The organism is Verrucomicrobiia bacterium (assembly GCA_036405135.1).
Lineage (GTDB): Bacteria > Verrucomicrobiota > Verrucomicrobiia > Limisphaerales > JAEYXS01 > JAEYXS01.
The window spans coordinates 300,402-326,002 of the sequence record DASWYF010000013.1 but is presented as its reverse complement, the minus strand read 5'-3'; the positions used below and the strand labels follow the sequence as shown (position 1 = coordinate 326,002).

Annotated in this window: 24 protein-coding genes and 7 tRNA genes; 18 read left to right on the top strand and 13 right to left on the bottom strand. The window is 53.9% G+C overall.

Features of this window, described 5'->3' with window-relative positions; genetic code table 11:
- Positions 1 to 198: 198 nt before the first annotated feature.
- Positions 199 to 1,005 carry a serine hydrolase gene (locus VGH19_07005; protein HEY1171099.1) on the bottom strand — a complete coding sequence of 269 codons (807 nt, stop codon included), beginning with the start codon at positions 1,003 to 1,005 and terminating at the stop codon, positions 199 to 201.
- 329 nt (positions 1,006 to 1,334) lie between these two features.
- Here VGH19_07005 and VGH19_07000 point away from each other — a divergent pair, with 329 nt between their 5' ends.
- Positions 1,335 to 3,083, top strand: a complete 1,749-nt coding sequence (locus tag VGH19_07000; protein HEY1171098.1) for an SWIM zinc finger family protein — start codon at positions 1,335 to 1,337, stop codon at positions 3,081 to 3,083.
- Positions 3,084 to 3,157: 74 nt separating this feature from the next.
- Positions 3,158 to 3,574: a hypothetical protein gene (locus VGH19_06995; GenBank protein HEY1171097.1), complete on the top strand. Its 417-nt coding sequence runs from the start codon at positions 3,158 to 3,160 to the stop codon at positions 3,572 to 3,574.
- 25 nt (positions 3,575 to 3,599) lie between these two features.
- Here VGH19_06995 and VGH19_06990 read toward each other — a convergent pair.
- The 11 genes from VGH19_06990 to VGH19_06940 all read right to left on the bottom strand — a co-directional run bounded on the left by VGH19_06990 (position 3,600) and on the right by VGH19_06940 (position 11,579).
- Positions 3,600 to 3,674, bottom strand: a tRNA-Cys gene (locus VGH19_06990).
- Positions 3,675 to 5,453: 1,779 nt separating this feature from the next.
- Positions 5,454 to 7,898, bottom strand: a complete 2,445-nt coding sequence (locus tag VGH19_06985) for a hypothetical protein (GenBank protein ID HEY1171096.1) — start codon at positions 7,896 to 7,898, stop codon at positions 5,454 to 5,456.
- Between the two features lie 152 nt (positions 7,899 to 8,050).
- The gene (locus tag VGH19_06980; protein ID HEY1171095.1) at positions 8,051 to 8,356 is read right to left on the bottom strand and encodes a carboxymuconolactone decarboxylase family protein; all 306 of its coding nucleotides are present in this window, start codon (positions 8,354 to 8,356) and stop codon (positions 8,051 to 8,053) included.
- A gap of 112 nt (positions 8,357 to 8,468) precedes the next feature.
- The gene (locus tag VGH19_06975) at positions 8,469 to 9,335 is read right to left on the bottom strand and encodes an AraC family transcriptional regulator (protein ID HEY1171094.1); all 867 of its coding nucleotides are present in this window, start codon (positions 9,333 to 9,335) and stop codon (positions 8,469 to 8,471) included.
- Positions 9,336 to 10,517: 1,182 nt separating this feature from the next.
- Positions 10,518 to 10,676 (bottom strand): hypothetical protein, encoded by a 159-nt coding sequence (locus VGH19_06970; protein ID HEY1171093.1) that lies wholly within the window; start codon positions 10,674 to 10,676, stop codon positions 10,518 to 10,520.
- Between the two features lie 209 nt (positions 10,677 to 10,885).
- Positions 10,886 to 10,961 (bottom strand) — tRNA-Pro (locus tag VGH19_06965).
- Between the two features lie 6 nt (positions 10,962 to 10,967).
- Positions 10,968 to 11,044: transfer RNA gene (locus VGH19_06960), tRNA-Arg, on the bottom strand.
- A gap of 13 nt (positions 11,045 to 11,057) precedes the next feature.
- Positions 11,058 to 11,131: transfer RNA gene (locus VGH19_06955), tRNA-Asn, on the bottom strand.
- 11 nt (positions 11,132 to 11,142) lie between these two features.
- Positions 11,143 to 11,219: transfer RNA gene (locus VGH19_06950), tRNA-Arg, on the bottom strand.
- A 10-nt stretch (positions 11,220 to 11,229) separates the two neighbouring features.
- Positions 11,230 to 11,305, bottom strand: a tRNA-Pro gene (locus VGH19_06945).
- Between the two features lie 198 nt (positions 11,306 to 11,503).
- Positions 11,504 to 11,579 (bottom strand) — tRNA-Met (locus VGH19_06940).
- A 1,013-nt stretch (positions 11,580 to 12,592) separates the two neighbouring features.
- On the opposite strand from VGH19_06940, the gene VGH19_06935 reads away from it, so the two are divergent.
- The 9 genes from VGH19_06935 to VGH19_06895 all read left to right on the top strand — a co-directional run bounded on the left by VGH19_06935 (position 12,593) and on the right by VGH19_06895 (position 21,798).
- Entirely contained in the window at positions 12,593 to 13,882 is a 1,290-nt protein-coding gene (locus tag VGH19_06935; GenBank protein HEY1171092.1) for a site-specific integrase, read from the top strand.
- Between the two features lie 329 nt (positions 13,883 to 14,211).
- Positions 14,212 to 14,640 (top strand): helix-turn-helix transcriptional regulator, encoded by a 429-nt coding sequence (locus VGH19_06930; GenBank protein HEY1171091.1) that lies wholly within the window; start codon positions 14,212 to 14,214, stop codon positions 14,638 to 14,640.
- Complete coding sequence (locus tag VGH19_06925; GenBank protein ID HEY1171090.1) at positions 14,633 to 15,001, top strand: hypothetical protein; 369 nt, start codon at positions 14,633 to 14,635, stop codon at positions 14,999 to 15,001. The genes VGH19_06930 and VGH19_06925 overlap by 8 nt, the downstream gene beginning before the upstream one ends.
- 800 nt (positions 15,002 to 15,801) lie before the next feature.
- Positions 15,802 to 17,304 carry a hypothetical protein gene (locus VGH19_06920; protein HEY1171089.1) on the top strand — a complete coding sequence of 501 codons (1,503 nt, stop codon included), beginning with the start codon at positions 15,802 to 15,804 and terminating at the stop codon, positions 17,302 to 17,304.
- 615 nt (positions 17,305 to 17,919) lie between these two features.
- A complete protein-coding gene (locus VGH19_06915) occupies positions 17,920 to 18,708 on the top strand; it encodes a hypothetical protein (protein ID HEY1171088.1) in 789 nt (262 codons plus the stop codon).
- 439 nt (positions 18,709 to 19,147) lie between these two features.
- Entirely contained in the window at positions 19,148 to 19,324 is a 177-nt protein-coding gene (locus VGH19_06910; protein ID HEY1171087.1) for a hypothetical protein, read from the top strand.
- Between the two features lie 108 nt (positions 19,325 to 19,432).
- Entirely contained in the window at positions 19,433 to 20,773 is a 1,341-nt protein-coding gene (locus VGH19_06905) for a hypothetical protein (GenBank protein HEY1171086.1), read from the top strand.
- A 123-nt stretch (positions 20,774 to 20,896) separates the two neighbouring features.
- A complete protein-coding gene (locus VGH19_06900) occupies positions 20,897 to 21,469 on the top strand; it encodes a hypothetical protein (GenBank protein HEY1171085.1) in 573 nt (190 codons plus the stop codon).
- A gap of 14 nt (positions 21,470 to 21,483) precedes the next feature.
- Positions 21,484 to 21,798, top strand: a complete 315-nt coding sequence (locus tag VGH19_06895) for a hypothetical protein (protein HEY1171084.1) — start codon at positions 21,484 to 21,486, stop codon at positions 21,796 to 21,798.
- Here the strand turns inward: VGH19_06895 and VGH19_06890 are convergent.
- Positions 21,795 to 21,977: a hypothetical protein gene (locus VGH19_06890; GenBank protein HEY1171083.1), complete on the bottom strand. Its 183-nt coding sequence runs from the start codon at positions 21,975 to 21,977 to the stop codon at positions 21,795 to 21,797. The two genes, VGH19_06895 and VGH19_06890, sit on opposite strands and share 4 nt — an antisense overlap.
- 104 nt (positions 21,978 to 22,081) lie before the next feature.
- Between VGH19_06890 and VGH19_06885 the strand changes: the two genes are divergently transcribed.
- The 7 genes from VGH19_06885 (at position 22,082) to VGH19_06855 (ending at position 25,598) form a co-directional block, all read left to right on the top strand.
- Positions 22,082 to 22,645 carry a JAB domain-containing protein gene (locus VGH19_06885; protein ID HEY1171082.1) on the top strand — a complete coding sequence of 188 codons (564 nt, stop codon included), beginning with the start codon at positions 22,082 to 22,084 and terminating at the stop codon, positions 22,643 to 22,645.
- A gap of 21 nt (positions 22,646 to 22,666) precedes the next feature.
- Complete coding sequence (locus VGH19_06880; protein HEY1171081.1) at positions 22,667 to 23,023, top strand: hypothetical protein; 357 nt, start codon at positions 22,667 to 22,669, stop codon at positions 23,021 to 23,023.
- A 12-nt stretch (positions 23,024 to 23,035) separates the two neighbouring features.
- Positions 23,036 to 23,890 carry a recombinase family protein gene (locus VGH19_06875; GenBank protein ID HEY1171080.1) on the top strand — a complete coding sequence of 285 codons (855 nt, stop codon included), beginning with the start codon at positions 23,036 to 23,038 and terminating at the stop codon, positions 23,888 to 23,890.
- Positions 23,891 to 23,903: 13 nt separating this feature from the next.
- Positions 23,904 to 24,539 carry an AAA family ATPase gene (locus tag VGH19_06870; GenBank protein HEY1171079.1) on the top strand — a complete coding sequence of 212 codons (636 nt, stop codon included), beginning with the start codon at positions 23,904 to 23,906 and terminating at the stop codon, positions 24,537 to 24,539.
- Positions 24,540 to 24,542: 3 nt separating this feature from the next.
- A complete protein-coding gene (locus tag VGH19_06865; protein ID HEY1171078.1) occupies positions 24,543 to 24,734 on the top strand; it encodes a hypothetical protein in 192 nt (63 codons plus the stop codon).
- A 2-nt stretch (positions 24,735 to 24,736) separates the two neighbouring features.
- Positions 24,737 to 24,985, top strand: coding sequence for a hypothetical protein (locus VGH19_06860; GenBank protein HEY1171077.1), 249 nt, complete (start codon positions 24,737 to 24,739; stop codon positions 24,983 to 24,985).
- 193 nt (positions 24,986 to 25,178) lie between these two features.
- Entirely contained in the window at positions 25,179 to 25,598 is a 420-nt protein-coding gene (locus tag VGH19_06855; protein HEY1171076.1) for a hypothetical protein, read from the top strand.
- Positions 25,599 to 25,601: the final 3 nt, after the last annotated feature.

Below are 25,601 nucleotides of genomic sequence, written 5' to 3'. Positions count from 1 at the left end.
ATTTGTATGAATGGTAGGGCGAGACTCTGTCGAGCCCTTGCCAGACTTGAGCAGATGAACAAATCGATACGGTTACTCTGGCAATGGTAAGACGCTGAAAACCTCAACTCTTACTGCTCCTTGTCCCTGCAATCTAACTACGGGCACTTCAAGGGAATGTCGGGGCTCGGCAGAGTCTTTCCCCATCTCGCTACCGATTTATTGATTGGAGAACAAATCATCCACTGCCCGTGCCAGCTCCTCCAAATACGCATCCCCCTTTGGATGATTCGTCAGCGCTACGAGGATGTAGTGCCGATCCGCCCCCGTGATAACCGCGCTGTCATGCAGCCATGTCTGCCACGAGCCCCACTTGCGGATGATTCGCACCTCTCGGCCGCTCAGTCCTTTCACGAACTTGATTTGATCATGCGGTATCTCTGGCGATCCAAAAATCTCTCGCATCAGCTTAGATGCTTCTGGCGACACCAACTTCCCTTGCTCCAGCCAGAGGAAATAGCGCAACAACTGCCGCACCGTCGCCCCGTGGGAAACATTGCCGATCGGGTCTGGGATGCGCTCCCCTTCCTTGCTGTAGTGCTTCCCCACCCAGATGCCGCCACCGTGATTCGTGTCATACAGACCGTAACTGTTCAGCACCTGTTGCACCTGTTTCAAACCCATCGCTTGCGAAAATTTCGCTGCCATCTCATTACTCGACGCCTTCGCCATCAAGCCCATCTCATGCTTCGTCTGCGCCGGAAGATTCGTCACCGCTTCCGGATGCAGCTGAAAGTAAGCGAGCAAGATGCCAACCTTCGGCACACTGGCCGCATACTCCATCTTATCCGGCCGCAACATCGCCAGCCGCAACGTCCGCAAATCCAGCACCCCTACCATCGTCTGCTCCGGCTTCATGCCGTGTTTCTCGCGCAAGGCTGTATCAATTCCCTCCAACTGCGCTTGCATAGCCGCATCCTCCGGTGAATCGAAGCCCAAAGTGTAACCGTAATATTTCGGTTTCATGGAGGAAGACTGAGTGGCGCAGCCGATGACACTGAATACCAACACCAAGCTTAGAAACATTCTGCAAATGTCAGATGGCTGGTGCATGGCTGACCCGGTTTCTGCCCGAATCTACCCATTCGCACAAGCGCAGATCAGTCGCGCTGGCAGAAATCACGCTTGTGATTCTACGCGATAATGCTAAGAGAATAATAGCGCGTCGAAAGAGTCTCGGTCCCAATTCCGGCTTTGAGATCATAGCTGCCGGGGCGTCAGGACATGCTCATTAGAGCCTATTAATCCCGCTTGCGGGAGCGCCCATCTCATTTAGACCTTCGACGCGCCTTTTTATGCCTGCGACCCGTGATCTGGCCGACCTTGTCACCCGAGAGAACCTTCAACGCTGCTCAGGTTCACAATCGTTTCAGCGCGGTAATGCCTACGCCCGATCTGGTGCCGTGCATAACTTGGTGGAGTTTAATCACCGGATCACCGCTCAGGTCTCTGGCACGGAAAACTACACCGTCGAACTTTGGGTCGATGCCAATGAACTGGCCTACGATTGCACCTGCCCCATGGGTGAGGATGGAACCTTCTGCAAACATTGCGTCGCAGTCGGCCTCACTTGGATTGCCAATCGCAATAACGGGAAAAAATCATCTTCCACACCTACCGTCACATTGAAAGATGCGCGTGATTGGCTGGCCCGCCAGGACAAGGAATATTTGATCAATCTGCTCCTCGATCAAGCCGCCAAAGATCATATCCTGCGCGAGAAGCTCCTCTTGCAGGCAATCAGCACTTCCGGGAAAAAAATCAATGTTGAATCCTACCGTGATGCCATCAACCGCGCTACTCATATACATGGCTTCGTTGACTACCGTTCAGCCCGCGGATTTGCCAGTGGTGTGCGTAACGTCGTCAATTCTCTCGCCGAACTTCTCAAGAAAGGTCATGCCCTTGAAGTCATAGAACTGGCCGAGCACGGCTTGTCCGCCATTGAAAACGCCCTTAACCATGCGGACGATTCCGATGGAGAAATCAGCAGTTTGCTCCATGATTTTCAAGATCTGCATCACGAAGCCTGCAAAAAAGCCCGCCCCGATCCAGTAGCTTTGGCCGAAAAGCTCTTCAACTGGGAAATGAAGACTTCTTGGGACACCTTCTATCAGGCGGCCGAAGTTTACGCTGAAATCCTCGGTCCTTCAGGACTCAAGACTTACCAGTCTCTGGCCCAAAAAAAGTGGGAGGAAATTCCAGCACGCAAACCAAATGATTCCGACGTCAATAAGTTCACCAAATATTTCCGTATCACTTCCATGATGGAATCTCTCGCCCGAAAAACGGGCGACATTGAAGCGGTGGTGGCGGTCAAATCCAAAGACTTGAGCAGCCCTTACTGTTTTCTGCAGATCGCAGAAATATACCGCACCGCCAAAAACTATCCCCAAGCACTCGCTTGGGCGGAGCGAGGTCTGAATGCTTTCCCTAAACGCCCGGATGGCAGGCTCAGAGAATTTCTGGCTGATGAATACCATCGCGCGCATCGTCATGATGATGCGTTATCACTCATCTGGTCAGAGTTTATCGATTTTCCTAGGCTAGACCGCTATCAACTGCTCAAAAACCACGTCGATAAGGTCAAACAATGGCCTACTTGGCGAACCAAAGCATTGGACCATATCCGCGAGAAAATCGCTGCGGAAAAAGCCCTCCAAGTCCGCAAAGGCGGCTCTTGGAATTTATATCCTCCCAGCCATTCATTACTCGTGGAGATTGCGCTCTGGGAAAATGATCTGGAAACAGCCTGGCAGGAAGCTATCAGCGGCGGTTGTCACAATTCGCTCTGGCTGCAACTCGCCAAGACACGGGAAACCACACATCCAGCCGATGTCATTCCCGTCTATCAAAAACTGGCGGAAGCTCAGATTGAATTGAAAAATAACAGTTCCTACGCCGAGGCTGCGAAGCTGGTTAAACATATCCGTTCACTTATGCACGCTCTGGAACGACAGGAAGAATTCAACAATTACCTCGCTCAACTCCGTGCCCGACATAAACCCAAGCGCAACTTCATTGCTTTGCTGCAAAAATTTTGATTCAGACAATAGCGCTACGGTTTAATCGATTATGCCAGTTGACTCCACCCCGCTCCGTTGCTTGTCTAGCGCCGATGTCTGATAACTCGACTCCGGCTCCAGCCCCCAAACACATCGTCGGTGAAGGCTATGATTTTAACGCCATCCGCAAGGATCTCGGCGGTGATTTTGCTCCGCCTCATTTCGTGATCCATCAGGGTGACGCGATCAAAGGCGTGTGCCTCGGCCTCATGTGGAACCCGCTCGCCGAGAGCAACCCCTGTGAAGTGTGGGTCGGGAAAAAAGGTGATCTGGCCAAGTGGGGCGCCAAGCTCGCTGAGACCACTGGCCCGCTCCCCGTCTATGTCCGCCGCGAGGAAGGCGGCTTATGGTTCTTCATCGGCAATCACGAAGTCACCGGCACCACCACTGAATCCGCCGAACTCTGGCGTCGCATCAAGCCCCCGACCATCACCGCCATCTCCCGCGTCGTCTTCCTGAAACGCTGCTGATCGTCAGCGCATTCCATCACAAGCTTGGAATCCCGTATGGGAATCGCACCCATCTAAACAGTTTTGCAAACTGTTGCCTGAACTGCTCGGCCAACGGGATGAAAAAGCATGAAGCGCGGTCGTCAAAGCACCTTGATGCCTTGAAGACCGCGCTTTCACTGTGGCTTGGTTGACCAAGCCAAAACGTTTTAATTCCCGATGCGAGAGCTGGTGTTTTGAATAGCATGCTCCCGCACGCCCCACGTCATGGGAGAACACCACTCGTCGCTCCAGCAGATCAAAGACCCCATTTCCATCGTGTAATTTCTTGAACCGGAATTCATACCAAACACCTTCGATCTGCTTCAGCATCGTGTCATCCGTCAGCCAACGATGGTCAGCATGTAATTTTTCCGCCTGTTGTTGAGCCTTGCGTTCCTGTTTCCAAGTGGCATGCGATTCCAACAGCAAGCCTGATTCAGGATGAACATAGAAGACTGGCGAGCAAGTGATGCCACCTCTCAACTTATGCTCCATCCAGTCGCCGCGGTCCCAGATCTCTCCATCACGCATGAACGTGTTGCGCCTCACCATCTGCAACAGATGAAAACGGATGTGCGCCCGCACGACATTGTCCGGCTTGAAGATGGGACTGCCCTCGCTATAGACATCGTTCCAGGGACGGCCGACGTTTGACCTGAGCCAGCGCTTCAATGGTCCAAGATGTTCGCCGAACCATTTCCGATGTTTATGCGGCTTTGTGATGCTCTCGTATTTCGGAGCCTCTTCACAGTTTATCTGCGGACGGGGAAACCTCCTCGCCCAATATTGACCTCCGCGTGGTGATTCACAAATCACCTTGTGCATATCAGCTCTCATAGTTTTTGTTTCGCAGGTATTCCCTGCTTTGATGTGGATATTTACTTCACTTAGCACGATGCTGGCTTTAGCACAGAAATCAGTTCTGCACTGAAGCCAGCACCGCACAGGATTGCCATTGGCTCGCTGGATTTTCCCCAGCAAACGCTCGCCAATGACCGTAAGAAAACAATCTGCCGCCGACCTGGAGTTGCTCAGCCCACGCTCGCGCAATTCCTTGCGAGAAAGCTGTCGCTTGCGAATGCAATAGAATGACTCGCCATAAAGCTCCCTCGCATGAGAAGCGATGAGCGGCAACCGCACCAAGACATCATAAGGTGCGACCTCCCACCGTTTCGGATACCGCACCATCCGGCATTCGAACCAATGCCCTTTCAGCTTTAGCAGCAAAAAATCTTTCGGCAGTTTCCGTTTCACCCCGCCAAATTTCTTCTCTTCACTTTCCAGCATCCTTGGCCCGCGAGGCTTATCTGGCACGGGCAATAAAACTCCGCTCTCCGGATGCACATAGAAAACATCCCGGCGGCTCCTCAATTCTTGCACTGGCACTTCCTGCTCCCGGCGCCATGAATTAGGTTTACAGCACCAAACCTCCCCATCTCGCATGAAAGTATTCCGCTCGACCATATCCAGCAGCTTGATCCGCATCTGTCTCCTCACGAAATCATCTAACTTGAACACTTGGGCCGCTTCACTGAACACCTTATCCCAGTGATATCCAGATCGGGAACGCAACCAACGCTTCAGAGGACCGTTACGTCCGTTTAAATATTTACCTCCCACACCATGCAACCGCTTCATCCCCTCACAACGGGGCAACTGGTCCTCTGTCCGATTCGCTTTTCTTTCCTGTTTGATTTTTGACCAGCGGTAGCATCTGTCGTCCGTCAGGACTTTGTGCATATCAGTTCTCATAGATAGATTGGAAAGAGTTCAGTATTTTTCAGGCTTGCTTTGGAAAGCCAAAGGGCAGGTGCCGAGATCATCAGCACCTGCCCTGCTAATTTTATGTCGGTGTCGCTTACGGTCGCGTCACATGCACTCGCAAATATTTCTGCGTGTGGGAATTGATCCCCGAGATGTCACGCACGGTGACGCTCTCATTCGGTGAACCGGTCCGGGAGACTTCCTGCGCCTGTGCCGTGAGCACGATGTTCGTGCCTGCATAGCTGGCGATATCCGTCCAGTTCGCCAGATCGGTCGAGTGCTGGATGTGATAGGTCACGCCCGTCTCCGCAGGACGACGCACAAAGGTGACTTGGAAATATTTTGCAGCCTGATCTATCGCCACATCCTGCTTCGTGGTGACATTGGTCTTCCAGTAGCTCAGGAGCTGAACCAATGCTTGCGGCGTATTTGTCGGCACCAGTTCGTTTGCTTGCGACTTCTGATTGATACCATGGCAGCTCACACAAGTGCGGATCTCACCGGGTTGAAAGGTCAGCCAGTAACGCTCACGCACCACACCCACACCGTTGGTATCCGTCAATTGCCACGTCATCGCTCGACGAGCTGGCACAATCGCCGCCTGTGAACCATCCGGAGCGATCTTCACGCTGCCCACCAATGTCTGTGCCGTGGTCGGATTATCCACCGCGGCGTCATGCATATGCTGCGCGATCACGCGACGGCCATAACCGGTCTCATTCACATTTCCGTGATTCAACCCGCGCAACTGGTCTGCCTGAAAAAGTTGCATCCACGCTACGTCATAGATCTTGCCTGAAGCTCCGACCGTCTGATGTGTCGTGCCGCTGACGCGCAAGTTGAACGGCTGCTGACGATCACCCTTATCACGCGTGGTCACATCGCGGCTGACGATCAGCGCCAGTTCATGCGTGCGGAGATAGTCTTTGAATTTCTCCATATCCACGCCAGCCAGCTCGAACGCAGTGCGTTCTGGCGCTTCCACCTGCTCGCCCACATGCACCGGACGTGTGCGGGCGACGACTTCCACAGGGTCGAGTTCCCACAGCACATTCGTGTTCGTGATGAAATCATCCGGCGTCCAGTAAGTGGCGCGATTGGTCAGGCCCGTGGTCAACACAGAGTTCGGCACATAAAAGTTGCCGATCTTCTGCAGTATCTTCAGGCGGAAATCATACTTCGAGCTCGGGAACTCATAAGAGTCACCGCCATCCTCCTCCAACTGCCACGCCGTGTGCGAAGCGATGAGATAACCATCTGTGGTCATCAAAGGATTGCGATAAAAACCCGAGTGTTCGGAGGGAATATCATCCGCATCCGCAGGAAAACGCGTGGCCAGCGGCGTGAGATAATCGATGCGCATCGCATTCGCATTCACGTTCGTACCGCCTGTGAGGGAGATCAACTGACCTCCACTGTGCGTGCCGAACTCAGGCGCTGCAATGGCGTAGAACAATCCCGGCGTGCGCGGGTCTTCGCGCATCTGGAACATGTGCTCAATCGTGTTCGTATTGAATTTATTACCGAAATAATACAGATCCTGGATGTTCGAATCGTTATCGAACGCCGCACTGCGATAGCTGCCGCCCAATTCATGACGGCCCACGTGGTTCAGCGTTTCTTCACCGGTGCCATCCTCATTGATCTGCCACGGGAAAAATTGATTGAACGAATTGCCCCGCAAATGCGTTCCGGCGAGGAGGTCGGTGCGACCGGCACGCGGCTCCGGAAATACTTCCGTCACGTTCGTGGTAGTCACCGAGTTCGTCGCCTCACTGCTCCAGTTGAAAGCGCCGTAGACGATCTCACCATCGGAATCGGCATCTGCCTGTTGATCGCGCTGCAAGTGATCCCACCGGATGAACACCACGCGACCCGCGCTATCGATCGTGGGCGAGAACGCACCACTCGGTGTGTGATTCAAGATGAACAGATCGCCATTCGCCGGATTCAAGCTCCAGATACCCGTCACCGTCGGCGCTTCTTCATACTCGTCCAGTTGCGGATAGAGATGGCGCTGGCCATTGCGCGGACGATCGCTCGTGAAGATGATGCGATCATCCGTTCCGTAAATCGGCGAGATATTATTATAATTCGCCGGTTGATTCGGCACCTTCGTGATGACCGGAGTCGCTGACGGGTCCGTGAAATTCGTGATCTCGTAAAGCTGCCAGTAGGCCACCGTATTGTAGTCATACTGTTTCTTCGGTGCGCCCACCACCATGCTGAAGACAGCCTTCGTGCCATCCCAATGGACAGCGGGTTGACGCACGGCGATACCATTCGTCCTCTGATCTCCCCACTTACCGAAACCAGCGGCACGCGTCAGGTTTTTCACCTCGCCATTCGGGTAGCGGATGTAGAGATCGCCGCCACGACCGCAGCTTTCCAAGTCTGCACTGTGATTTCCAAAAGTTGAGCCGATGCTCGTGAAATCGCCCGGAATCGGCACCTGCGTGACGAACATGATGGCATTCGTCGGTCCCGCTTGTACCGTTAAAGCCCACAAAAACACCCACAAAACCAAGACTTTCTTCATATAAGAGCAACCGCTACTTAGCAGCTTCCATTCCACCGATGTTTTTGAGAGCTATCGAACCAACGGCAAAAAATGCTTATCCGCCAGATGCCCGGTTCATGAACCGGCACACGATCACAGCCCATGCTCGGCACATCAGGCGGGATAATTTGTTATTTTCCCAGCGCGTGTGTGGTGTGAGTGACGGCGGCACCGGCGCGCAGCGCAGCGGCGACCATGGCAGCTTCCGCGATCTCGACATCCGTTGCACCCGCCTTGCGTGCGTTCGCAGCGTGGATATCGATGCAATACGGGCACTGTGTGGTGAGCGCGACCGCGATGGCGATCAGTTCCTTGTATTTCACGGGAATGGCACCGTCAGCGAGCGCCGCCTTGTCGAAAGCCCAAAAGGCTTTCATCACTTCGGGGGCAAGCGTGTCCATTTTCTTCAATACCGCCAGATTCTCTTTCTTATACATATGCAGCTTTCGGTCTGATGATGGGCAACCCATTCATCGGCCAGCATGATAAGAAAGGAAGAGAAACGCCGCTTTGCTGCGCGGTTCAATCCATTGACTGAGCGGTTCAGCCTCAGCTCACAGAATTCTGACGATAGGCAACCGGAGAATCGCCGAAGCGATCCTTGAATACGCGGCTGAAGTGCGAGACATCTTCGAAGCCGCTTTCAAACGCGATGGCCGTGACGTTCTGCGGCGAATTGCGCAACAGGCCAGCGGCATAATCCAAACGACGGCCCAGCAACCATTTGCCGGGAGACTCATGAAACGCCGTTTGAAATTCGCGCTTAAAAGAAGACAGGCTGCGATGACACAGCTTGGCGTATTCTTCGAGCGAAAGATTGAACCGGAAATTTTCTTCCATGATCTCTGCGACCGAGGGAGCTTCGCATTCGCCCATCTTGCGGAAGTAGGCGGCGAGTTCCGGATTCTTTCCACTGGTAAGAATACTGATGACCAGCTCCTTCAGTTTCAGGCGCAGCAATGGTTCCGAAGGTTTTTCTTTCGCCGTGAAATAACTGCGCATGGACTGCAGGAAGGCGAGCAACGCCACATCATTCTCCACCCAGGCGGCGGAGGTGATCGGCGTCACTTTCCTCGGGATCGGCTGCAGACTAGCGGCCACTTCCTGCACGATGCCTTTCACCACGTGATCCGGAATGAAAAACATGAGCAGACAGAAATCCACTTCGAAATGCTGATCGACGATGGCTGCGCCTTTTTTGAAAAACAAACTCTCGCCCGGCTTGGCCACCCAGGTGGCCTCTGCGGTCCGCCAAGTCTTCTTACCCGTAACGACATTCACGAGATAATCCGTGGGCGACCAAAGACCTAGTTTTTCCGCGCCGATGCCGCAGGTGTATTCCGCAAAAAGAAAATCGCCGATCTCGAGCTTTCTCATGCTCGGATTCACGCGGACGGCTTCTTCTAGGTTTAACATACCAATCAAAGGCGGACAGGCCGTTGAACAGATGGAGCGGACTCTAGGACAACGCCATTGAAGCACAACGAAAAGTTATCGCTCCAATGCACAGCTCTCTCTGTTTTGAAATTGGGGTGATCAACCGGATTTGCACCGGCACAAACGCCTTCACAGGGCGTGATGCTGCTCTTACATCATGATCACCATTCAGAAAGGGGCGAGGTCAGAAGTGAGAAGTCCGAACTGGGCCTGTTTTAATTCGCCCCTCGCACTTCTTCCTCGTCCCTTGAATTGGTGCTCTCACATGGACTTGCACCATGAGCCTTCTCCTTCGCAGGGAGACATGCAGATCTGTTACACCTTGAAAGCAAACGTAGATTTACGATTTTGGATTTACGATTTACGAGCCGATTGGCAGCACCAAACTGCCTGTCGCTTCGTAAATCGTACTTCTTAAATCGTAAATCAAAGTGGCATCCGTGGCCGGACTCGCACCGGCTAGGGCTGGAATGAAAGTCCAGGCGCGCGAGCTGCTTTGCATTCACGGACGATTAACTTGTGGATGGTAGATGGTGAATAGTCGATGGAAGGTGAACGCCTTCAAAACTTCGCTATCTACTATCAACCATCCACTATCTACTAAAATGGCCGCTGGAGTCGGAATTGCGCCGACACCTGCCGGGCTTCAGCCAGCCGTGCAGACTTAGAAGCCACTTGCTGAATAGGAGGAGGCCGCGTTGCGCAGGATTTTTTGAGGAGACGAGGCGTGAGGAAGAAAGATATCCGTAGAGATCTCTGACTGACGAACAACGAAGTCTCCTCAAAAAAGACTCGCACCCCTCCGGGCAGATTGGGCAAGGACCGTCTGGCGTTGTTGCTCCTCAGTCGAAGATCCATATAGGATATTCTCCTTCGTCGCGCCTAGCCATACGGTCCTTGCCCAACCTGCGCGGCCTCCTCCTATTCAGTAAGTGGCTTCCGACACCATCCAGCGTCACTAAATAGAACTGGAACGGCGGCAATCGCGGATCGATCTGATTGCCACCGTTCCATTATCGCTTTTGCCCCCTTGGAAAGATGTCTTTGGGCACTGATCAGCGATTAACCGTAAAATTCATGGGGCTGATGATGTCGCCACCATCAGCCCTTGGGGTTCCCCACCCGGGTCGCCGACTGCGGGTAATCGCAACCGGCGGAAACTTATTCTTTCACGCCCTTGATCGGCGGCAGCTTGACTTCACCTTCACGCACAACCGTCGGCAAGGGTTGCGGACAGAACGTCAATGTCTGGCGGCGTCCGGGCTTGTAGCTCCGGCGATACAGCAAAGGGCTCTGCTTATAGGAGGTCTCGCGATACATACGGTTCCTTTCGTTGAGGGTTGAATGGAGTGAACGAAAAAATGGTCGTCCGACACGGTGACGCTCCGTGGTCTTCCGCTTATCAGGCGGGCGCTCTGCTTTTGAGCTATCGGACGGAACTGATTTACGATTTTAGAATTACGATTTACGAAGCAACTGAGGCAACCGAAGCGCCAAAAGTTTCGTAAATCGTAAATCGTAATTGAGATTGGTCAGGGTGGCAGGAATCGCACCTGCGTCCTCCTCCTTCCGAGGGAGGCCGTCTACTGCTGACAATACACCCTGATAAATTGGTGCTCATGGGAGGATTCTCGCCTCCAACCCTGGCGTTCGAAGCGCCGCGCTCTGATATATTGAGCTACACGAGCCTAACCTGTGAAATGGCTGCCGGGACTGGACTTGCACCAGTTCAAGCGGTTTAACAGACCGCCGTGCTACTTTGACACTACCCGGCAAAAGAAATAACTGGAGCTGCTGGCAGGATTCGCACCTGCATTAGTTCGTTTAGAAGACGAACGCCTGATCTCACTCAGCCACAGCAGCATTCTTAAAATGGTCGGAATGGCAGGATTTTCGCCTGCGACTTCCTAGCCCCAAACCAGGCGCTCTAAAGACTGAGCTACACTCCGAGAGAAATTTACGAATTGGGATTTACGATTTACGAATCGACTGCAGTTTTGAAACGCCCACAGCCCCGTAAATCGTAAATCCAAAATCGTCCTTCAAAAGATGGTGGGAGCCGCTGGTAACGCTCCAGTTCGTCACTTCCAACCTTGTTTGATGACACCCGATTTACAGTCGGGCGGCTGGATCGATTCCCTTGAAATTGGTTGCGGAGGTGGGAATCAAACCCACCTGTAAGAGCTTATGAAACTCCCCTCTGTCTCAGTCGAGTTCCCCGCAGTAAGAAATGAAGAATGAGGAATTCAGAATGTAGAAACATCACCACGGTTTTCTGCATTCATCATTCTGAATTCTCAATTCAAGTGGCAGATTGCCTCCGTGCTGCCCGGAGTGAGCTGGGTTTTGGAGACCCGGCAGCGTGCTGACGCGCAACCTGTTGAAAATCAGTCGATGGTCGATGGTTGAGAGTGGATCGGAAGATGGGAGAACTGCCCTCGCCATGCTACTTGATCAGCTTCAATCCTAAGCAACCCATGCGAACTAATTATATATAGAAATTGAAAGGCCGGGCATGTCTTACACGCCCGGCCTTGTCATATAACAACAAAGAACAAACACCATCACAGGGTCAATCGCCTTGTGGCCACAGGTCTTTCGCGGTGGACGTTTCGGTGTTTAGGGCACACCTCCTCCGAAGCCCTTAGATTGTAAATCTGGGAAAATCTCGTTCGGCACGATTTTTCACTCACTCGGGGCACACCCCGCCGGTGGAGCGATAGGGATCGTCTCTGCCAAAATCTGAATCCTGTCGGGGACATCGTTAAGACGTCGCCTTTCGATAACTCACAGTGCTTTGCCTTTCGTTTCTGCGGCATTTGCCGTGGTTTTAATCTTTTTTAACCAACAAAAAACCCTGCTTACTTGTGGTAAGCAGGGTTGGCCAAAAATCTTGGATAACTCCTAACTGCTTACCTCCGGCTTATCTTCATGACGGTTATTGAGGGATACTCCCTTGGTCAGATAGGACCAACCCGCCTTGGACATACTGCCGGCGCACAACAATCCTTGCGCAAACGGCTTCGATGCCGTTCCGGGCGACTGAATTGTTATGTTTAGAGTATGTTTCATTTACGTGTAAGACGATTAAACGACAACACTGGTTACGTCAAATAATTTTTATAATTATTTTTGTTTGTAAAAGTTTCGGTATTTATAGGTTTTTGTCGAGATAATTCTTTATTAAAACCCCTTTGTTTGTTGATGTTTTTGAATGTCTGGACACACTTGGGCACATGGCATCGCTCTTCCATCGAGGAAAGATTTTCTGGATAAAATATAATGGTGGCGCATCCAAACCTATCCGCAAGAGTCTCCACTTGCGTATCGACCGGCCCAAGCATGTTCAAACCGCAGAACAACTTCTCATTCAATACCAAGCCAAAGAAGCCAAGATCAAAGCTAACACAGGAGCAGATGACGAATGGGAAAGTTGGGTTCCCGGCTTCATCATCAATCGCGAGATAAGTGAAACCACCAAGATCACCTATCGCAGCCTCTGGACCACCATACTTACTTTTTTGCACGAAAGAAAAATCAACTGCCCTGCGGAACTGACCTACAACGACTGCTCGAGCTACCTCGATTGGAGAACCAACCAGGTAGTCAAAGATCGCAAAGTCAATTTGAACACCGCCATGGGAGAGATGACCCTGCTTCATGGGATTATGGAGGAAGCCATTGTTCGAGAATTTGCCCACATGAACCCCGCTCAAAATCTTCTCAAGCGTCGTGGCAAAAGACGACCCAAGCGAATGAAGGCACCTGAGCTTTCCGATGTCGTTATCAACGATCACAGGGAAAGGCTCAAAAAATACCCTCAATGGATGCAGGACCAATTTGAGATTGGACTGCATACTGGCTTTCGACCATCCGAAACCGACTTCCCGCTGGCGACCATAAATTTTGAAAAACACACATTGAGCTTCACCCGGCGTAAACCAGAGCGCGTACAAGTCATTCCTTACAACCCAGCGCTGGATCCAATCTTCAAGAGAATGATTGCCAACAAACAGACGAACACCCTCGATACCACATCCAACCACGGAAAGCTCCGCCCCAACTGGAGCTTGAATTGGTTGTACTACAGCCGGAAAGAAGGCGTTAAATTTCTTTTCAAATCTCTCCGGGTCACCTTCATCACCCGTGGCCGACGAGCTGGTGTAGATCGCGCCACCATGATGCAACTCGTTGGACACAATTCCACAGAGGTGCATGAGATATACAATCGCTACTTGGACGAAGACGTGCGACATGCTCTTGATAAAATTACGCTACCTTCGCAACCGGAACAGATGGCGGAGTTACCTTCGCCTCCTCAGTCCGCACAGATCCCCCAGGACGTTTTCTTTCAAGATACTGGCTCACCCATTTCACACACGTTTTCCCTCTCACTATCGGGAAATCCTTATCAGCAGACCTCACTTCAAGCAGCCATTCATACGGCAACTTCATCAACGGAGCAACCTTGCGAATGCTCATCAATTGCTCATCCTCTGGAATCAGAGTATCAGTTCCATTCATAAATCACTTAGCCCTCTTAATAGCGTTTCTGATTTTCCGCGCCGCCACATCCAGTTCTCTATCCTTCTTTAGCCGTCCCAATTTTTTCCCCTTAACTCGTTCATTCTTAGCCTGTTCCACAACAGCCTCAAGAATGGTTAACATTGTTTTCTTCAGTCTCCTTTGGCAATGCATACGTATCTCCTGAGTTTACGCCCCAACATGTTCGCTACAAAATATAGTCTCCATATTTTATGGTCAAATAATTTTTACGAAGAAATTCCATTTTTTTTGACATTACCATAAAAAACAGAATACTACGCTCGGTGTTAGGGCCGGTAAGTCCCCATGTATGAGCCAACTAGCAAACCTGATCAGAGACATCCGTGGTAAAAAAACCCAAAAAGACTTCTCCTTATTGGTTGGAGTCGCACCCCAAACCATCTCGAAAATTGAAGTAACGAATGGCAAAAGTGATCCGTCAAAAATATCCCTGACCACTATCTACAGAATATCACGCAAACTCCATCTCCCTCGGGAGAAACATCTGGAACTCATTCAAGCATGGATTCGCCTCCAACTCGGTAATGATTTCCATGAGTTTGACATCCACCCCAAGACCACTACTCTGAAAGAGAATAACTCCTCCTTCATGAGTCAGGTACTCCAGATGTCACCTGATCTGAGCGCCGAGGACCAAAAGATAGTACTGGCGGCCCTGAAATCACCAGAGATCCGCAAAGCCATCAAAGCCATGATGTCGTTCGCGAAGAATGAATAAGACGAACCAGAGCCCGACAATCGCCACCTCCACTGAGGTAGGGTGGATTCTGGTTGTCGGGCTCTGTCTCTTCTTTCTGACAGATTGGAAAATCCTCGGGGGTCTTTTGATTTTTATGAGCATTGTGGGCATTGGCAGCATATGCCAACGCAATGAAACCTTAAATCGAAAGATTAAGAACTCACCCACCTGGCTGAAAGTCATCCTCTCAGTCTGCTTTATCCTGCCCGTCCTTTTTCTATTCTACTTCAGCGGCGCTGTGATCATCGGCATCACCATCGCAACCATCATACCCTTCCTCTTTCTAGCCATACCCATCGCCATCTTCGGCATCTTGCTCGCTATTCTCAGCAAACACTAACCCTAGCCCCTGCCCTTTTAGATTCGTTTACTTCTTCCGGTTTCCGTTGTGCGATCGCTGCTAGCAGAATGTTACCAGACAGATTACTTGTTACTCAGACAACGGAACACGCAAGTATCTGAATTAGAGAAGGTTAAGCATAGCTGTTACCAGTGTTACGTCCCCAAACAAAATACCTCTATCCACCACTGCTAGCACAACACTGTTCCGTTGATCATTAAATTGTCTTTGATAGCAGCAGCACGTTGCTTGCATAAATTTAGGTAACAGAGGTAACAGAGGTAACAGTGTTACTTTATTTATTTCATAAGTCATTGATATATAGATATATAGATATAGATTGGACCGTTTTAAACTCGGCTCCAAGATCTGTTACCACCTTACTCCAATGAAGTAACGCCCTGTCCCGCGCCCCATTATCGAGGCTGGGCCTGGCCGGGATCCACACCCCAGCCCGAGCCCGCGCCCAAAGCTCGCCTGCATCCCCCGGCTCAAAATGTGGCTGATCTTGATCTCGCCGCGCTCCCGATCGAGCGAATTTATCTGTGCGTCAGCACCACCTACCCCCCAAACTGCAAACGGGCGATTTTTTCCTCAAAATCTACCCCCCTACTGGCCGTAATACCCCATAAAAACACAATGCCCAACCGGCTTATTATCAGCGGCTTACGGGGCAATCGAAACCGAGAAAAACCCGCGTTCGCAGGTGGTGTAACTCGCAAGTGTCCGCGATTCTGGCACTTGAAAGGACATTGGCAGCTTTTGCTTGCATGGTGCGGGCACTGCCGATGGCAAACAGTATGAAGCTAACAGCAATGGGATGGACGGGCGCAACGAACGAAGCACCGAAGCGCATGGACTGGGGTTTATTACCTCCTGACGTGGCTACACTTGGTCACCGTGTAGGAGGAGACATTACAGGGGGCGCGGGGCAAGGGCGCGGGATAGATGACGGTAGCATCGTTGTTGACGGCGGCGCGGCTTCGTTTCGCTCGCCTACCGGCGAGTGGGAAGAAGTTGCGCCTTCGGCGGGAGTGAAGGCACTACAGGCCAGCAATCGCCTCACGCCTCGCCGTGTTCCAATCAAGCAAGCTCGCCCGGTGGGCGAGGGGCTAGATAAGGAGATGCGCGGCGCTATCGCGCAAGCAGAGCAAGAGGAGCGGTGGCCATGGATTGCCGAAGAGATTCGGAAGGAGCAAGAGGTAGGGCTTCGCCTAATGAAGCTGGCCGGGGGCGAGGGATTCAGCAAGGCGCAGAGCGCGACTTGGGGCGGGGGCGGTTGTGCTGCCCGTGCTGCCCGTTCCCTTACGCGCAAGTACGGCAAAAGCCCGTCCTCTACTTCGATTCAGGACGCGGCCAGCGATGCCGTTAGCGCGATGTGGGCCAAGGTATCTAGCAAGCGGGGCGTTCGCCCCGAACACTGGGAGAGGTCGCGATTCCTCAAGCTGCTCTGGCGTATCGGCTGGCGTGCTGCTCACAAGTCTCTCGTTGAGTTCGCGTCTCCCGTCTCGGGCCGTTCTAGCGAAGTGGACAAGCTCCAATTCGTTCCCCTCTCGGACGTTCAATTAGAGGTAGAGCAAGCGGGCTTGCAAACGTGGGCGAATCAGGCCGCGGTACGTCCTCCGTCTGCCAAGGACAACGCCAGGGAGACGGCTTGCCGTTGGGTCTGGGCCGTTCTGGTTGGCAGCATCAAGGGCAAGGGCGCGGGACCGTCACAAGCTCGGCGCACGGCGGCGCAACGGGCGCGGGTGCTGGTCCGTCTCTTGCACGGTCAATCCCTCTCAGATGCGGCGCGGCTTTCTGGCTTCGCTTCCGGGCGTGCTGCCGTCGAGTCCTTCAGATCGGGCCAAGTGTGGGCCAAGCTGGGCGATGCTTGTACAGATCATTGGGAACGTATGCCGGAGTTGAAGCACCTGCGGGCAAGGGCGCGGGTAACGGCGTTGCGGGCGGGCAAGCTGATAAAGGCGCAACGGGCCTTGGCTTCCGGCATGCTCGCCAAGGGTGTTGCGGGCACGGCGAAGGCTGTACGGCGTGAATCTGGCGGCGTGGTGCTGGCCGTCACGGGCGAGGGCGGCACGGTGCGAGATTACACTTGCACGCGGCGCGCCACTGAGCGCGCCGAAGTTCGCCCTTGCTGGGTTCAATCGCCACTGGCGGGCCAATGGGCGCGGGTCACCGATGAACGCGGGCGGGCTTTTGCCTCGGCCATGCAAGCGCGTCGTTTGCTGCTCCAGCATCGCGGCGGGTTAGAGGATTCATGGCGTAAGGCGTCGCAAGGCTGGCGGGCGGGCTGGCTTCGCTAAAGGCCAGCCAGCGCGGCGGGCGCGGTATTGGGCGGGGGCTTCGGCTCCCGCCCTTTTTGTTTGCCCTCATTGGTGAAGGCCAGCGGGCGAGGGTCTGCGCACGCGGCGCAGTTCATTATGTAGAGCTGGGCGGCCTTGCGGCGCGTCCTGCGCTCCGAGTCGGAGCGCGGGCGGTGTGCGTAGGGTCTGCGCGGCGGGAGTAGTTAATAGTAGAGCGGTGCGGCCATGCGGGCGCGTTGCGCGTCCGGGGAGGATGCCAAGCGCGGCGCAAGGCCGCACCAATCTGCCGGCGTCTCTTTCTTTTAGACGCCACGATCCTGCTAGCCTCCACCTCCGGGCAATCACCCAATCCTTCTGAAAAGGGTTTCCAGTATTGCCCGGACGTGGACGTTTGTATGACGTCCGTTTTGCCGAGTCCCGCACCAACCCCGAACGGGGCGGTCGCCAGCAGCGCACGCCAGAAATGGCGCAAGTGCGAAGCTGATGGCCGCTCCGAGTCGGAGTGGTGCGAGAAAAGCAAAATGCGAATTTGCCGGGATGATTCCTCCCGGCGGCAAGTTTGCGGCATTAAGCTGCAAATCCAAGGGCGCGGGTTAAAGCCCACCCGAAAATACAGTGAAAACAACGGAATCCAAAGTAATCCTTACTGCCGCACACCTGCGGAGCCTCACGATCGACCTCTTGACTGCGGAAGCAGGCAAGGCCGCCGACATCGAGAAAGACTCGAAGACTGCCACTGAACGGCACAAATCGGCTTTCCCGGAAACTGGCAAGTTGCTCGCCGTCATCGGCGAGAAACTGGAAGAAATGAAGCTCAAGCAGGCCGTGGCACGTAACACGTCCCTGTCGGCATACTGGGAATTCCTCACGAAATCCAAGCCGAACCCGCACGCGCTTTCTTGCAGTGTGGCTTTCGATTGCTTCGTGAAGGGCGGTCTTATCACGGAAGCGGACTATGACCTTTGCTCCGCTCAGTGCTTAGAAATCGCCGCCAGTATCACGAACAAGGTCGGTGGCGATCTCACGCACAAGGCCATTGCCGAAGCGGCGAACCACCTGCACCTGCGCGGTCATACGGCCGCGAAAAAGCTCAAGGAAATCTTGGAAGGCTTGAAAGGCCCCAAGAAAATGGACGAGGCAAAGGCCATCGAACTGATACAGGAAGTTCTCGCGCACGGCCACCACACGGCACTGCTCGCTGTGGTGACGGCGGAGATGACCTACATCAAAGATGAGGACAAGGCCAAGGAGTTCCACATCGGCCTGAAAGACGCCGCCGATGCCATCGAAAATAATATGACGGAAGGCGACAAGCCCGAACGTCGTTTCGATGATGACAAAATCACTTCGTGGTATCACGCCTTGCACACGCCGCAAGTGCAAGTCCTCACGGCTAAAACCTAGTCGTAAAACCATTCAAGAAAACCCCGGTCGTCCTTGTGACGACCGGGGTTTTTCCATTTGTGCGGACATCTGCGTTGGCAGCATCCGTTGAACCCTCAACTGGAGGTGACGATACGACCGCGACCGTAAACAAATAACCGCTAAAAAGCCCCGGCCACTTCACTGTGGTCGGGGCTTTTTTTGTTTTCTTTTTCCCCCTTACGGCCCGCACCTCGGGAATTTTTCAGAAAGGCGCATAGCCGAGATCCGCAGAAACGCTTTCTCGGATTTCCCCGGAAATGATCACTATGAAAACGCCCAGCACCCATGAGCCGGACACTTGGATTGAAACCCTCGCTATGTGTCTGGCCGTCGCAATTTTGTTTTGGCTGGCCCTCAGCTAAACACACCACTTTTCCGCTGGCATGGTGTCAGCGGAGGAAACGAAAAAAGGAAAAACATGCAGGCAAAAGTCGAAGGCAAAAACTTGGTCATCACCATTCCGTTACAAACCCCCACCCTCAGCGCATCCAAAAAGACGCTCGTGGTGGCCAGCACGCACGGCAACATCGTCAGTCAGGCTGTTGTGGACGGCAAGCCCGTCACCATCGGCCTGAATGCTTACATCAAGCCGTAATCGCTTCTACGCGAGAAAACCGGAGGCGGCAGACATCGCCGCCTCCTCCCTTCAGTGTCGGCACTTCCGCCGGCATTGAATGGAGGAGATTCCTCCACCTAAACCATTATGCGCTTCAACCCTCTTAGCCAGACTGGCACGGCTTCTACGCCATCGTCAGCATCTGCACCGGCGGAACCGGTCAAACCGGCTTCCAAGAAAAAGGCGAAGCAGGAACACGTCCAGCCGGCATTGTCGTTGAACATGTTTCTGTTCCTCGCCAATCGCGAAGGCGTCACTTTCTCCGATCCCGAGAAGGCCCTGCGCGATTTCACCCTGCACTATCACAGCCAAGGTGGCGATGTGCAGCAGCTTCTCGGCACCTGGTTGCCTCAGTTCAAGACGAACAGCACGGCCACCACCACCGCCGAAACACCCACGGTTTCCACTCCGGTACCGATCGCTGAAAAACTGGGCACGGGCAAACTGCCGCACATCGAGCGCACGTTGCCGGATGAGGTCAAATACGCGGCCATCTGCACCTGCCTCACATCGGTGCAAAATCATCATCTACATTTTTCTCTCCTCGAGGCCGCTGCCGAGGGCAAGGATGCCGTTCGGACCGCTTACTCCATCATCGGCATCGGCGGTGGATCTTCTCCCGTGGCATGGGCCAGCGAAAACAAAGGCATCGTCGTCACGTTGTCACAAGATGAGTTTGGCGTCGTGCCTTGGTCCGAGGTGGTGGCTTTCGCCAATGAAAATCCATTCATCCCGTCCACCCACGGTTTCCCTCTCTTCACGGACGAGATGACCGTCGCAGGTGTCAATCAATGCTGGGACCACTTCATGCAAGACGTGGAGAATGCCAAAGCAGCCATGGCTCCCAAGATCAAGGAGGTGAGTGAAAAGCTTATCGCCATCACCGGCAAGGATGCCGATTCCAAACGGCTCAAGCAGGGTTGGCAGCGACTTCTGAACGCACTGACCGCTTTCCCTGAAGGTTTGCACGCTGAGGCCGAGGAAAAATTCATGCTCGCCCAGCAGCATCTGGATGAACGTCTTTTGAAGGCGGCCACCGATGCAGGCGTGCCCGATCCGCAAGACGTGACGATGGCCATCATGGAGATCCTCACCGAACGCTGCCACCGCGAGGAATATCACGCTCACACCATCGGCCAATTGCTCACCGAGGAGATTGCGGCCGCTCTCATGTCACCGGAAGGCACCACCGATCCATCGGTAGAAACGATGGACGGCACGATCGAGGCCATTACCGACGAGGTTTCATCTCCTGCAGCGCCACTCGAAATCGTTCCACCGCCAGCTCCACCCGAATCGGAGCCGATTCGACAAGTAGTGGTGGAAACACACATCGAAACTGTCCCGGCCTGGAAGCGCATGCTTCGTCAGGTCGGTTATCATTCAGGTGTGCTGGTCGCAGGGTCTGCGCAGCCGGCACACATTTAATTGGGTTCCGTTGCCGCCGCCGGTGCGTTAGCTGTTCTAGCGCATCTGCGGCGGCATTTCCTCTTTGCGTATCGAAAGCAGCCCAGCCTCTCCCTCTGGGTTGCCTTCGTTACACAAAAATTTATGAACCCGAACCCTCCCAATATCACCGGCGGACAATGGTACGCCTTGCGTGGCACCGACCAGTTGGTCAGTGAAGACACCACGCTGGCCAGCCTGCGCAATGCCTATGTCTTCACCAATGCTGAGAAGCATGGCGACACCTTCGCAGATGCCTCCATGATGGCGGCCGCGCCGCTGATGTATCAGCGTTTGAAGGAAGCGATCTTGCGGGTGGAACTGGCCAATCAGGAAGGCGATCAAATCCTCTCTGCCTGGCTGAAAGACGCCCGCATCGCTCTCGCCGAGGCCGAAGGCGGACGCTACGCCCGCAAGTGCGACATCACCGGCATGGGTATGAATGAAGGCTGGATGTTTGGCAGCGGCGAGCAATACGCCGCTACCAAGGAAGCCGCTGAACAGATCGCCCGCGAGCGTGGCAACAAGGATCTCGATGAAGCCTTTGAAGATAATGACGGCTTCTGGACTCAATGGGAACTGGAGGAAGAGATCAAACACCAAGAAGGCTATTACACTTACACCGGCGATTGGATCGCCGTTCCGAATAGTGTGGGCCAATCGACACCAACCCTCTAACTTCTGACCAGGCTATGCTGACCATCAAAGCCCATTTCCGTTCTGGAAATACCATCACTACCGGCTTCAACGGACTGCCGAGTGATGCCGTACGCTATTACCTCTGGAAAGAGTTTAACCTCGGCACGGGTGGCGAGGACTTCATGGATCTGTGCATCGCTGTGGACGTGAACGGCGAGCGTCAGCCAGATCCCGTTGACGACCTCCTCCGTGCCCTGCTCATCGGCAAGTCAGGCGATGCCATCCTCATCGCCCAATGCAATTTGACAGGTGCGGACTTTCACGCGGCCATGGATCTCATAATACAGGTCCAGCGCACACGGCGTTAACTCCACCCTTTTTTCTTGGGCGGATAATACTCCTCCCATCCATCCTTGGTGGCGATGTAGATCGGTGGCACCTTGTCTGGACGCCGCCCTACCAGCGTCATCACGCCATTGATCAACTCCGAACTGGACTGGTATCCATCCGGTAATTTCTTCATCGCCGTCTGCTTTTTCTGAGGCATAGTTACAACCTAACACTTTTGCCCGGTCGGGAAACGTTTCTTCAGTGGCCATCCTCTGGCCCACCTCCTTGGCGTTCCCGGCCGGGCATTCCGCTTTTCTTCCCATGACACAACACACCCTCTCTTTCTGGGACAGCGTTCCAACCATCCCCAAAGAAGTCATCATTCCTCAGCGGCCAGCTTCTTTTTACAGCGTGGTCGAATACGGCCTCATCCCGATCCGGCAGCAACTGGCCAAGGTTTCATCTGTCTCTTTGGATAATCCGGAAGCAGCGGCGGAATATTGCCGCGATTTCATCAACACCAGTCCTTTCTATCGCCCCACGGTGGAAAACCTCATGGCGATCTTTCTGAACACACGGCGCCGCGCCATCGGCCATTGCATCATCGGCCAGGGCACGCTGGACACCTTGCTCGTCCATCCGCGTGAAGTTTTTCAAAACGCCCTCACGATTTGCGCCTCCGCGATCGTACTCATGCACAATCACCCCAGCGGCGATCCCACCCCGTCCGATGCCGATATCCGAGTCACGCGGGATCTGATCCGCGGCGGACAGTTTTTGAAGATCGATGTGCTGGACCACGTCGTGCTCGGCCAGACCGGTGTGTGCCAGAGCAACCCAAGGTATTACCAGTCTCTTCGTGAACTGGGCCATTTCTATTGCTGAGTCATCCAACCCCCAATAACTATGAAAAATACTCCTCTCTATCTCGAGGCCGCGGCCATCATTGACCGCCTGTGGGAAAAAGGCATCAGCCTCGGCTTCCATCCCGACAGTGACCTCACGAATTTCACGGATGGCGATGGCCGCCTCATCTTCAGCTTGAGCGAAGGCGTGGCCATGAACGATCGCGTGGAACGCGTGATGCACACCGCTGAAGACGGCTACGCCTTGTTCTTCGAAGTGCAATCCGAGCATTACGCCGCAGCCATCCGCAAATACCGTCCTTTGTCGGCAGAAGAGGAGCAATGGTTGCAGGACCGCAATCTCCTGCTCCTGCACCGTGCCTACGAATACATCTTGGTTGAACCCGTCACCTTCTAACCCTTTGCCACTATGAAAGATTACGCTGCTCTCTATCGCCGTGTCTCCACCGGCCATCAGGAAGGCTCGCTGGACGTGCAGGAAGCCAAGCTAGCCAATTACCTGATGCTGAAAGGGCTGGTGTCCCACACCTCATTGGAATTCTTCGATGAAGAAACCTCTGGCGGCATCGCTTTCGCCGATCGCGATGGCGGACGCTCCATTCTCTCCGCCTTGGAACACGGCTTCTCGCCCCAGCTCGGCCTGACGCCAGAACCGGTGAAGCATCTCGTGGTCGCCAAGCTCGATCGCTTGGGCCGCAAAGCCACGGATATGCTCCAGTTGCTTCAATGGCTGGACGAACGGAAGATCACCTTGCACATCGTGGATCTCGGTGGCGATGCCGTTTCCACTGGCGGCCCAGTCGGTCGTCTCATGTTCGCCCTGCTCGCTCACTTCGCCGAGTTCGAGCGCGATATGATCCGCACGCGCATCACCGACCGTCTCAGCAAGAAATTCAAGGATAACGAAGTCATCGGCACCATCCCCTACGGTTTCCGTCCCGTCGATGCCGAAGGCCGCTCGGTCACCAAGATCCAGACCGGCACGAATGGCGAAGGCAAACCCATCATGGCATGGCCGAAGGGCACCAAGCTCACCGACGATCCTACCGAACAATATTGGATCCGTGAGATGGCCCAGCGCATGACCGAAGCCAATGCCAATTACAACCGCGTAGCCACCTGGCTCAACCAACGCCAAGTCCCCACCAAGACGGGCGTAGTCGGCGGCTGGCAGACCGCCAATGTGAAGAAGGTGCTGGAGTCCAAGCACACCGCCGAAGTCCTGAAGAAGAAGCCTCTGAACGATGAACAGAATATCGACTGAATTTTAGACGTATATGAACCCACCCTCTGATATCAATGACTGGATTGGCCTCACTCGCCGCATCGCCCACATCATGGGCCATAAGGTGAAAGAGTATCAGTCTGATCCCGCCGCTACGGACAAACTGCTTCCTTTTGAGAAATGCCACCTCTTCGTCGGTCCTCCCGGCATCGGAAAATCTGGACTGGCCAAACAAGTTGCCTATCTCATCGCCCCTTATCCCGGCGGCGTGGAAAACCTCAACGGTTCCAGCCTGACCGTGGATGTCGCGCGACGCTGGACGAACGATCGCTACCACCTGCCCATGTTCGGGGACTTCTCTGTGAAGCTCATCGATGAACTGGATGGCACTCCGGACGTCGCCTGCAATCAGATGCGCACTTTTCTGGACTACCTGCCTCGCCGCACGATCATCCTCGGCACGACCAACAAACCCGTTGAAGAACTGCAATCGCAGTATCAATCACGCTTCAAAGTCTGGCATTTCGAAGCACCCGCCTTGGATGAAGTGACCCAATTGCTCATGCGACGGAATATCCCTGCTGATACCGCTTCCAAGATCGCCGACGCCACCAAGGGCAACGTGCGGGCAGCGTTGGCCGATGCCTCCAGTTTCCTTGATATGCAACGCTATGACATCGCCGCCTGACCTATGAACAACAAGAAACTCATTCACATACCGGAATTCGCCTTCACCACCGCCTCTTTCAATCTCGGGATTGGCACCACGGCGGATGGCGAACGTATCTCCCGCGAACTGGAGATGCAAAAGGCGGACAAGGCCGCTGCCGATCAGGCGCAGGCCCGTCTGCCCCTCCCACCAACCAACCTAACCTCCAACTGACCATGCTCATCCGCTTGCCCCTTGGTGTGCTTGCCGTTATCTTCACCGGAGTGCCCTCTAACACAGAGAACATCCGGCTCACCGAAGAACGCATCGCCGCCCTCACCGCCGCCCGCCAGTCTCTGGTGGACCGCCTCGAGGAAGGCCACACCAAGGCGCTGCTGGATGAACTCGCCCAGGTCAAACAGGAATTGAAACAGGCCGGTGATGACCTGCGCACCTTCAAACAACTGCACACCTCCCGGAACTGATTCGGATATGTTCGGTTACTTCTCCATAAAATTTAGTTTTACTATTTTTTATGGAATAATGTAGTCTGAGGCATGGATTGCACCATCCCAGAACTCTCGCGTCTTCATTTCCCGCTTTGTTCATTCTCCTCTCGGGCAGTTTCGCTTGCCTGTTTTTTCCATATTTTATGGTCAACCATTTAAAACTGATACCATGAAACCAACCGCTTCTTATAAATCCGATGAGCTGCCCTGCGTTGCGACCCTCTACCTGACCGCCTGTCGGCATAGCAGGGACCGCTTATGCATGGTCAAAGATGCGGATGCAGCCATTCCCGATCCCGGACTCGCCATCATGCTGATCGGTGACGCCCCGCTTCGGGACATGGGCAAGCAGTTCAGCATCATTTTCGCTGAGTTCCCCAACCCAGTCGGCCATCAGGTCGTATTGGATAACGGGTCCAGCTTCTCCCATCTCTTCCGCCGGTTTCACGAGTGCAAGATCTTCTGGATGTATGCCGACCAGACGATCCAAGGGCGGAAAGTCACCATGATTTACTGCTTCGGCCAGGCCATCTGCGAACGCATGGCCGAAGTCCTCAACCGTCACCACTGCATCTGCAACCTCAAGTAACTC